Consider the following 10,039-nt stretch of genomic DNA (forward strand, 5'->3'; position numbering starts at 1 on the left):
GGCCAGCCGCTCGCCCGCCAGGATCACCGCGCCCGGGGTGCGCAGCAGTTCGGCCGCCCGGCCCGCGTCGTCGTTCAGCGGCTCGTCCGCCGCCAGCGCCGCGAACCACTCCGGCTCGGTGCCGGGGGCGGCCGGCAGCAGCGCCCCGCGCAGCTTCGCCAGGCCCCGGGAGCCGAACGCGGCCACCGAGAACACCTTCAGGCCCGTCGCCCGGGTCGCCTTGCGCAGCCGCAGGAAGACGATCGGCGACTCCTCCTCCGGCTCGAAGCCCGCCAGCAGCACCGCCGGCGCCCGGTCGAGGTCCTCGTACGACACCCCGGTGCCGTCCACGTCGACGCCCCGCCCGGCCACCGCCGCGGCCAGGAAGTCCGCCTCCTCGCCGCTGTGCGGGCGGGCCCGGAAGTCCACGTCGTTGGTGCCCAGCACCACCCGCGCGAACTTCCCGTACGCGTAGGCGTCCTCGACCGTCACCCGGCCGCCGGCCAGCACCCCCGCCCGGACCCCGCGCAGCCCCTCGGCCGCCCGGGCCAGCGCCTCCGGCCAGGAGGCCGGCACCAGCTCGCCGTCCACCCGCACCAGCGGGGTGGTCAGCCGGTCGCGCTGCTGGGCGTAGCGGAAGGCGAAGCGGCCCTTGTCGCAGTTCCACTCCTCGTTCACCGCCGGGTCCTCGCCCGCCAGCCGGCGCAGCACCTTGCCGCGCCGGTGGTCGGTGCGCTGCGCGCAGCCCGAGGCGCAGTGCTCGCACACGCTCGGCGAGGAGACCAGGTCGAAGGGGCGCGAGCGGAACCGGTACGCCGCCGAGGTGAGCGCGCCCACCGGGCAGATCTGGATGGTGTTCCCGGAGAAGTACGACTCGAAGTCGTCGCCCTCGCCGGTGCCGACCTGCTGCAGCGCCCCGCGCTCCACCAGGTCGATGAACGGGTCCCCGGCGATCTGCTGCGAGAAGCGGGTGCAGCGCGCGCACAGCACGCAGCGCTCGCGGTCCAGCAGCACTTGGCTGCTGATCGGCACCGGCTTCTCGTAGGTGCGCTTCATCCCCTCGAAGCGGGAGTCGGCGGCGCCGCTGCTCATCGCCTGGTTCTGCAGCGGGCACTCGCCGCCCTTGTCGCAGACCGGGCAGTCCAGCGGGTGGTTGATCAGCAGCAGCTCCATCACGCCGCGCTGGGCCTTCTCGGCCACCGGCGAGCTGAGCTGGGTGCGCACCACCATGCCCTCGGCCACCGGGATGGTGCAGGAGGCGACCGGCTTGCGCTGGCCCTCGACCTCGACGATGCACTGGCGGCAGGCGCCGGCCGGGTCGAGCAGCGGGTGGTCGCAGAAGCGCGGGATCTGGGTGCCGATGGTCTCGGCGGCCCTGATCACCAACGTTCCCTTGGGGACCCGCACTTCGACGCCGTCGATGGTGAGCGTGACCAGTTCGACCGCTGTCTCGGAGGCCGTTGGCTCTGTGATCGTCACGCGTGCACCTCCCTTTCGGTGGCGGACTGGTGGCCGGGGCGGGGGCCGTCGGCCCAGACGGTGGAGGCGGCCGGGTCGAACGGGCAGCGGCGCTCGGCCAGGTGCTGCTCGTACTCGGCCCGGAAGTGCTGGAGCGAGGAGACGATCGGACTGGCCGCGCCGTCGCCCAGGGCGCAGAAGGACTTGCCGTTGATGTTGTCGGCGATGTCGAGGAGCTTCTCCAGGTCCCCGTCGACGCCCTGGCCCGCCTCGATCCGCTTGAGCAGCTGGACCAGCCAGTAGGTGCCCTCGCGGCAGGGGGTGCACTTGCCGCAGGACTCGTGGGCGTAGAACTCCGTCCAGCGGGTGACGGCCCGCACCACGCAGGTGGTCTCGTCGAAGACCTGGAGCGCCTTGGTGCCGAGCATCGAGCCGGCCGCCCCGACGCCCTCGTAGTCCAGCGGGACGTCGAGGTGCTCGTCGGTGAACATCGGGGTGGAGGAGCCGCCCGGGGTCCAGAACTTCAGCCGGTGCCCGGCGCGGACGCCGCCGCTGAGGTCGAGCAGCTGGCGCAGCGTGACGCCGAGCGGGGCCTCGTACTGGCCGGGGTTGGTGACGTGGCCGGAGAGCGAGTAGAGCGTGAAGCCGGGGGACTTCTCGGTGCCCAGGGCCTTGAACCACTCCTTGCCGCGGGACAGGATCGGCGGCACCGAGGCGATCGACTCGACGTTGTTGACCACCGTCGGGCAGGCGTACAGGCCGGCGATGGCCGGGAACGGGGGCCGCAGCCTGGGCTGGCCGCGGCGGCCCTCCAGCGAGTCCAGCAGCGCCGTCTCCTCGCCGCAGATGTAGGCGCCGGCGCCGGCGTGCACGGTGATGTCCAGGTCGACGCCCGAGCCGAGGATGTTCCGGCCCAGCAGCCCCGCCCCGTACGCCTCGGCGACGGCCGCGTGCAGCCGGCGCAGCACCGGGACGACCTCGCCGCGCAGGTAGATGAAGGCGTGGTCGCAGCGGATCGCGTAGGAGGCGATGATCATGCCCTCGATCAGCGCGTGCGGGTTGGCGAACAGCAGCGGGATGTCCTTGCAGGTGCCCGGTTCGGACTCGTCCGCGTTGACCACCAGGTAGTGCGGCTTGCCGTCGTTCTGCGGGATGAACTGCCACTTCATCCCGGTGGGGAAGCCGGCGCCGCCGCGGCCGCGCAGGCCGGAGTCCTTGACCAGGGCGATCACGTCGTCCGGCGGCATGGCGAGGGCCGCCTTGAGGCCCTCGTAGCCGTGGTGGCGGCGGTAGGTGTCGAGCGTCCAGGGGCGGCTGTCGTCCCAGGAGTCGGACAGGACCGGGGTGAGCAGCTTCTCGGCCGGCTCGGCGGAGGTCATCACGCTTCGCTCCCTTCCTGGCCGTTGCCCGCTTGGGTGGTGCCCGCTTGGCCGTTGGCCGCCTGGCCGTTGCCTGCCTGGCCGTTGGCCTCGGGGCGGGGTGCGTCGGAGCGGGGTGCGTCGGAGCGCGGGGATTCGGGGCGCGGGGCGACCACCTTGGTGCCGGGGGTGCCGGGCAGCGCCTCGCCGCGAGCCAGCCGCAGGCCGGCCAGGGAGGGCGCGCCGCCGGCGCCGGACTCGTCGTTGGCCCCCGGGCGCTCGTCCGGGAAGCCGGCCAGGATCCGGGCGGTCTCCTTGAAGCCGCACAGCCGGGCACCGCGGGTGGGCCGGACCTCTCGGCCGGCCCGCAGGTCGTCGACCAACTGCCGGGCGCTGTCCGGGGTCTGGTTGTCGAAGAACTCCCAGTTGACCATCACCACGGGCGCGTAGTCGCAGGCCGCGTTGCACTCGATGTGCTCGATCGAGACCTCGCCGTCCTCGGTGGTCTCGTTGTTGCGGACGCCCAGGTGCTCCTGGAGCTCGGCGAAGATCTGGTCGCCGCCGAGCACCGCGCACAGGGTGTTGGTGCAGACCCCGACGTGGTACTTCCCGGCCGGGCGACGCCGGTACATGGTGTAGAAGGTCGCGACCGCGGTGACCTCGGCGGTGGTGAGGTCCAGCTGTTCGGCGCAGAAGCGGATCCCGGTCGGGCTGACGAAGCCCTCCTCCGCCTGCACCAGGTGCAGCAGCGGCAGCAGCGCCGAGCGGGCCTGCGGGTAGCGGGCGATCAGCTCGGCGGCGTCGGCGGCCAGCCGGGCACGCACCTCCTCGGGGTACGGTGCGGCCGGCAGTGCCGGCAGTCCGAGTTCGACGTTGGTCACCGGTCCACGCCTCCCATCACCGGGTCGATCCCGGCCACCGCGACGATCACGTCGGCCACCTGGCCGCCCTCGCACATCGCCGCCATCGTCTGCAGATTGGTGAACGACGGGTCCCGGAAGTGGACCCGGTACGGACGCGTCCCGCCGTCGCTGACCACGTGCACGCCCAGCTCGCCCTTGGGCGACTCGACCGCCGCGTACGCCTGGCCGACCGGGACCCGAAAGCCCTCGGTGACCAGCTTGAAGTGGTGGATCAGGGCCTCCATCGAGGTGCCCATGATCTTGCGGATGTGATCGAGGGAGTTGCCCATCCCGTCCGGGCCGACGGCCAGTTGGGCCGGCCAGGCGATCTTCTTGTCGGCCACCATGACCGGGCCGGGCCGCAGCCGGTCCAGGCACTGCTCGACGATCCGCAGCGACTGCTTCATCTCCTCCAGGCGGATCAGAAAGCGGCCGTAGGAGTCGGCGCTCTCCGCGATCGCGACCTCGAAGTCGTAGTCCTGGTAACCGCAGTACGGGTCGGTCTTGCGCAGGTCGTGCGGCAGGCCGGTGGCGCGCAGGATCGGGCCGGTGGCGCCGAGGGCCAGGCAGCCGGGCAGGTCCAGGAAGCCGACGTCGACCAGGCGGGCCTTGAACACCGGGTTGCCGGTGGCGAGTTTGTCGTACTCGTGCATCCGGGAGCGGAAGACCTTGACCGCCTCGCGGATCTGGTCGACCGCGCCGGGCGGCAGGTCCTGGGCGAGGCCGCCGGGGCGCACGTACGCGTGGTTCATGCGCAGGCCGGTGACCAGCTCGAAGACGTCCAGGATCAGTTCGCGGTCCCGGAAACCGTAGATCATCAGGGTGGTGGAGCCGATCTCCATGCCGCCGGTGGCCAGGCAGACCAGGTGCGAGGCGATCCGGTTGAGCTCCATCATCATCACCCGGATGACGTTGGCGCGGTCCGGGACGTCGCCGGTGATGCCGAGCAGCTTCTCGACCGCCAGGCAGTAGGCCGTCTCGTTGAACAGCGGGGTCAGGTAGTCCATGCGGGTCACGAAGGTGGTGCCCTGGACCCAGCTGCGGAACTCCATGTTCTTCTCGATGCCGGTGTGGAGGTAGCCGATGCCGCAGCGGGCCTCCTTCACCGTCTCGCCGTCGATCTCCAGGATCAGCCGCAGCACGCCGTGGGTGGACGGGTGCTGGGGGCCCATGTTGACGATGATGCGCTCGTCGTCGGCCCGGCCGACCGCCTCGACCACCTCGCCCCAGTCGCCGCCGGTGACGGTGAAGACCCGGCCCTCGGTGGTCTCGCGGGCGTCGGCTTCCTCGGTCTCTCCATAGTGCTGGGTGTTCATCAGCTGTACGACCTCCGCTGGTCGGGAGCCGGGATCTGGGCGCCCTTGTACTCGACGGAGATGCCGCCGAGCGGGTAGTCCTTGCGCTGCGGGTGGCCCAGCCAGTCGTCCGGCATCATGATCCGGGTGAGCGCCGGGTGGCCCTCGAAGACCAGGCCGAAGAAGTCGTAGGCCTCGCGCTCGTGCCAGTCGTTGGTCGGGTAGACGCTCACCACGGAGGGGACGCGCGGATCGGCGTCGGGCGCGGTGACCTCCAGCCGGATCAGCCTGCCGTGGGTGATCGAGCGCAGGTGGTAGACCGCGTGCAGCTCGCGGCCCTTGTCGCCGGGGTAGTGCACGCCGCTCACCCCCAGGCAGAGCTCGAAGCGCAGCGCCGGGTCGTCGCGCAGGATCCGGGCGGTCCTCAGCAGGTGGTCGCGCTCGATGTGGAAGGTGATCTCGCCGCGGTCGACCACCGTCCTCTCGATCACCTCGACCGGGTCCAGGCCCTGCTCCTCCAGGGCGCCCTCCAGCTCGTCGGCGACCTCGTCGAACCAGCCGCCGTACGGGCGTTCACTCGGACCGGGCAGCACGATCGGGGCGGCCAGACCGCCGAAGCCGGAGGTGTCGCCACTGCCCTCGGCACCGAACATGCCCTGGCGGCGGCCGACCACCTCGACCGGGATCTCGCGGACCGGCTGCTCGCGGCGGGTCTCGGGTACCTGCTCGTTCATCGCAGCTTCCCCCGCATCTCGCTGATCGGGGTGGCCTTGAGGGCGAGCGCCTCGCCGAGCTCCTCGGCCCGGCGCCTGTTCACGCCCAGCGGCTCGTGCTGGATCTTGTCGTGCAGCTTCAGGATGGCGTCCATCAGCATCTCCGGACGGGGCGGACAACCGGGCAGGTAGATGTCCACCGGGACGATGTGGTCGACGCCCTGGACGATCGCGTAGTTGTTGAACATCCCGCCGGACGAAGCGCAGACACCCATCGAGATGACCCACTTGGGGTTGGGCATCTGGTCGTACACCTGGCGCAGCACCGGGGCCATCTTCTGACTCACCCGGCCCGCCACGATCATCAGATCGGCCTGCCGGGGGGAGCCCCGGAAGACCTCCATGCCGAACCGGGCCAGGTCGTAGCGGCCCGCCCCGGTGGTCATCATCTCGATCGCGCAGCAGGCCAGACCGAAGGTGGCCGGGAAGAGTGACGCCTTGCGCACCCAGCCGGCGGCCGTCTCCACGGTCGTGAGCAGAAAGCCGCTCGGCAGCTTCTCCTCGATTCCCATCAGATCCCTCTCAATGCCCTCAAGTCCTCTGATACGTGGGCCGGTTCTGGCTTGTCCGCTCGTTCACAAGCGGGTGCTCAGCCGGCGGACGGGTGGGCCACCACCCCGCGCTCTGACCACCCCGCGCTCAGTCCCACTCCAGACCGCCGCGCCGCCACACGTAGGCGTACGCGACGAAGACGGTGGCGATGAACAGGAGCATCTCGACCAGCCCGAAGATCCCCAGGGCGTCGAAGGTCACCGCCCAGGGGTAGAGGAAGACGATCTCGATGTCGAAGACGATGAAGAGCATCGCCGTCAGGTAGTACTTGATCGGGAACCGACCGCCGCCCACGGGCTGCGGGGTCGGCTCGATGCCGCACTCGTACGCCTCCAACTTGGCCCGGTTGTAGCGCTTGGGGCCGGTGAGTGAGGCCATCACGACGGAGCCGACCGCGAACGCCGCCGCGATGGCACCGAGTACGAGGATCGGCGCGTAGGCATTCATAGCCCCCGCTCCCTCCGTCCAGTCGTCCTTGACTGCAGATCGGAACCGGCAGGTCACACTGAGGTGAACCCGCGTTCCGGTTCCCGAGATCCACCTCATGTGAGGCAGTTCACAAAGCCTGGAACGAGCGCATCTTATGCCCGTCGGCTTGTGATCTGCGACACGCAGTTCAACGCCATCTTTGTGATCTACGACACCATGTAAATGGGGTCGAATGTGAGCATGCCCAGATTTGTCTACGCAAAGCAGTCAAACGATCACAAGCGGTCGCATTTACTTGTGAAGTGGCAGGTCAGGGGCGTGTTCCTATATCAACTATGCGTCGTAGGGAGCAAATTTTCAGACGTCATGTTGACGTGTTATAGCGGCTCACTCGCAGGGGTGGCGGGGCCCGAACGCTCGCTTGACCCTTCGTTCACAAGCGCGCGAGCCTGCCGTCGGGCGGGGCTCCCTTCCCCCTCTCCCGCGCGCCCGCCGTCCCGCTCCGGCGGTGCCCGCCGGGGCCGCGGGCCCTCGTGCTCCGGGGCGGGGCCCGCTACTGGCGGCCGGCCGTCTGCTCCCAGACCCAGGCCGCGATGCCCACCCGGTTGCGAGCGCCGATCTTGCGCTGGATGTTGGCGAGGTGGTTCTTCACCGTCCCCGGTGAGATGAACAGCCCTGCGCCGATCTCGGCGTTGGTCGCACCGTCTGCCACCAGCTCGGCGATCTCCCTTTCTCTCGTGGTCAGTTCCTCCGTCGGCCCGGCTGTCGGCTGCGGAGCCGCCGCGGCCGCCTTCGCGCCCGGCCCCGACTTCAGCGCCGGCTTCGGCTCCGCGCCCGGGAGTGCCATGTGCCGCAGCAGCCGGACGGTGACCTGCGGGCTGATCAACGCGTCCCCGGCCATCGCCGCCCGGACCGCCTCGATCAGCAGCACCGGCCCCGAGCGCTTCAGCAGGAACCCGGCCGCTCCGTGCCGCAGCGCCGTGTGCACGTACTCGTCCAGGTCGAAGGTGGTCACCACGATCACCTTGCACTGGTCGGCCAACTGGCGTGTGACCTCCAGGCCGTCGAGCTTCGGCATCCGGATGTCAGCGAGCACCACGTCCGGCCGCAGCCTCCGTGCCTCCGCCACCGCCGCGGCGCCGTCCGCCGCCTCCGCGACCACCACCATGTCCGGCTGGACGTCCAGGATCATCCGGAACGCGCTGCGGACGTCCGCCTGGTCATCCGCGATCAGGATCCGAACCGGCCCTGTGCCACTGCCCATGTCCCGCACCTCTCCCCGTTGCCGACCTTCGTCGGCTCCTACGATCACGCCGGCCCCGTGCCGGACTCCTCCAGCGGCAGCACCGCAGTCACCCGCCAGGCCTCCCGCTCGTACGGACCGGCTTCCAACGAACCGCCGAGGGCCTCCACCCGGGCCGCCAACCCCGGCAGTCCGCTGCCGCCGCCCCGGCGCGGCCGCCCCGCCGGGCCCGGTGCCCGACCGTCGTTGGTCACGGTCAGCTCCAACCGTCCACCGCTGCGGCGGGCCCGGATCTCGACCGCCCGCGCGGCCGGAGCGTGCCGCCGGACATTGGTCAGGGACTCGACCACGATCCGGTGGACGGTGCCCTCCACCTCGCGCGGCACCGGCTCCTCCGGCAGCTCCAGGCGGACGTTCACGCCGCCCGTCGCGGTGAACCGCTCGGCCACCTCGGCGAGTTCGGCGAGTCCGGGCTGCGGACCGCGGCCGCCCTGCTCCTCGCTGCGCAGCAGCTGTACCGTCCGGTCCAGCGAGGCCAGCGCCCGCTGCCCGGCCTGCTCTATTCGCTGGAACATCTCGGCCGCGCCGGCCGGATCGATCCCCGCCAGATAGGCCCCCGCCTGGGCCTGGGCGACCATGCCGCTGACATCGTGCGCGACGAAGTCGTGCAGGTCGTGGGCCAGTTCGAGCCGCTGTGCCCGTCTGGCCTCGGCCACCGCCTCGCGGCGCCCCTCGTCCAGGCCCCGCAGGTAGAGCCCGACCAGGACGGCCGGCAGGGAGAGCATCGATCCGAACCCGAAGAGCGTGAGCGTGTCCGCGGGCCCCTCGACGAACGCGAACCGGGACGGCCAGAGGGCGACCGCTCCGCAGGCCGTCCAGGCCGCCGCCGCGCACCGCGGGCCGTCCTCGGCGCGCAGGCTGACGACCACCGACAGCAGCAGGACGGCCAGCTCGACCAGGCCCGCCAGCCCGGCCCACCGCTGCCCCTCCGCCCAGCGGCCGAGGAGCCAGACGGCGACCGTGACCACGACCGACGCCGCCCCGAGCGCCATGGTCACGGCCGCCGCCCCGTACCGCCCCCGCGCCACCCAGGCCGGCGGCACCAGGACCAGGAGGACCCCGGACAGGATCTGAGTCATCGTCATCACCCCTTCTCGACCCTTCGACTGCCGTCACACTACGACGCCGCCCGGGCGGCGCGCCTGTGCCGATCGGCATATTTCAAAGGCCGGTTGAGCAGGAGGAACAGCCCGATCGGCATCTGCCGCGAACCCCTGGCGGGCCTCCAGTCTTGAGTCATCGCACCGGCCACGGAGGCCGGAGCCGAAGGGAGTCCACCACCATGTCGAAGCTCGTGATCACCGCCCGCGGCACCGCCCACCGGGCCGCGGCGGCGGCCCCGAACGTCCCGCCCGCCCCGCGCTGGGCCCGGCTCGCCGCCGGGGCCGCCGTCCTCAGCACCATCCCCTCGGGGCTGTGGCGGATCGCCTTCGGCTTCGGCGTCCCGGTCGGCTTCTCCGGCGCGACGGCCGCGGCGTACGGCGCGCACCAGCCGGGCTGGGGCACGGTCTACTGCGTGGCGCTGAGCGCCCTGGCGGAGGCGCTGGCCTTCCTGACCTTGGGCCTGGTCCGGCCCTGGGGGCTGGTGGCGCCCCGGTGGATCCCCCTGATAGGCGGCCGTCGGGTCCGGCCGCTCGCCGCGATCGTCCCGGCGCTGCTGGGCTCGGCGGTCCTCACCTACGTCGGCACGGCCGCACTGCTCGGCGGCTGGGCGCACAACCTGGCCGAGCCGGATTCCCCGCACGGCTTCGCCGCCGTGGTGATGACGCTCGCCTACCTGCCCCTGGTCGCCTGGGGCCCGCTGCTCGGCGCGGTCGCCCTCGACTACGCCCGCCGGACGCTGCGGCGGCGCCGGTGACGAGGGCGGCGGGTCACACCGGAGCCGGCTCCGCGCCCGGTCCCACCGCGTCGGTCCCGCTCTCACCCTCACCCCCGGCCGGGCGCGGCGCCGGGGCGGGGGCGACAGCCCGGGCAGGGGCGGGGACGGGGG

General features: G+C 71.7%; 10 protein-coding genes. 1 reads left to right on the forward strand and 9 read right to left on the reverse strand.

The genetic code is table 11. The features are described from left to right. The 9 genes from AE652_RS11420 to AE652_RS43065 form a co-directional block, all read right to left on the reverse strand. The coding region (locus AE652_RS11420) for an NADH-quinone oxidoreductase subunit G (protein ID WP_049651164.1) at nucleotides 1–1,458 on the reverse strand (1,458 nt) is incomplete at its 3' end. After that, nucleotides 1,455–2,816, reverse strand: coding sequence for an NADH-quinone oxidoreductase subunit NuoF (gene nuoF, locus AE652_RS11425; protein WP_049651165.1), 1,362 nt, complete (start codon nucleotides 2,814–2,816; stop codon nucleotides 1,455–1,457). The genes AE652_RS11420 and nuoF, both read right to left, overlap by 4 nt. Continuing rightward, complete coding sequence (gene nuoE / locus AE652_RS11430) at nucleotides 2,816–3,676, reverse strand: NADH-quinone oxidoreductase subunit NuoE (protein WP_049651166.1); 861 nt, start codon at nucleotides 3,674–3,676, stop codon at nucleotides 2,816–2,818. Before nuoE ends, nuoF begins: the two co-directional genes overlap by 1 nt. Further along, entirely contained in the window at nucleotides 3,673–5,013 is a 1,341-nt protein-coding gene (locus AE652_RS11435; RefSeq protein ID WP_049651167.1) for an NADH-quinone oxidoreductase subunit D, read from the reverse strand. Before AE652_RS11435 ends, nuoE begins: the two co-directional genes overlap by 4 nt. Beyond that, nucleotides 5,013–5,726, reverse strand: a complete 714-nt coding sequence (locus tag AE652_RS11440) for an NADH-quinone oxidoreductase subunit C (RefSeq protein ID WP_049651168.1) — start codon at nucleotides 5,724–5,726, stop codon at nucleotides 5,013–5,015. The genes AE652_RS11435 and AE652_RS11440 overlap by 1 nt, the downstream gene beginning before the upstream one ends. Next, complete coding sequence (locus tag AE652_RS11445) at nucleotides 5,723–6,277, reverse strand: NADH-quinone oxidoreductase subunit B family protein (RefSeq protein ID WP_049651169.1); 555 nt, start codon at nucleotides 6,275–6,277, stop codon at nucleotides 5,723–5,725. Before AE652_RS11445 ends, AE652_RS11440 begins: the two co-directional genes overlap by 4 nt. Nucleotides 6,278–6,404: 127 nt before the next feature. Beyond that, a complete protein-coding gene (locus AE652_RS11450) occupies nucleotides 6,405–6,764 on the reverse strand; it encodes an NADH-quinone oxidoreductase subunit A (protein WP_030060100.1) in 360 nt (119 codons plus the stop codon). 535 nt (nucleotides 6,765–7,299) lie between these two features. After that, nucleotides 7,300–8,010: a response regulator transcription factor gene (locus tag AE652_RS11455; RefSeq protein ID WP_049651170.1), complete on the reverse strand. Its 711-nt coding sequence runs from the start codon at nucleotides 8,008–8,010 to the stop codon at nucleotides 7,300–7,302. 44 nt (nucleotides 8,011–8,054) lie between these two features. Continuing rightward, entirely contained in the window at nucleotides 8,055–9,134 is a 1,080-nt protein-coding gene (locus AE652_RS43065; RefSeq protein ID WP_053112040.1) for a sensor histidine kinase, read from the reverse strand. A 197-nt stretch (nucleotides 9,135–9,331) separates the two neighbouring features. On the opposite strand from AE652_RS43065, the gene AE652_RS11465 reads away from it, so the two are divergent. Then, nucleotides 9,332–9,907 (forward strand): hypothetical protein, encoded by a 576-nt coding sequence (locus tag AE652_RS11465; protein WP_234348343.1) that lies wholly within the window; start codon nucleotides 9,332–9,334, stop codon nucleotides 9,905–9,907. Nucleotides 9,908–10,039: the final 132 nt, after the last annotated feature.

It is taken from the genome of Kitasatospora sp. MY 5-36 (assembly GCF_001182915.1).
In the GTDB taxonomy this organism is placed as follows: domain Bacteria; phylum Actinomycetota; class Actinomycetes; order Streptomycetales; family Streptomycetaceae; genus Kitasatospora.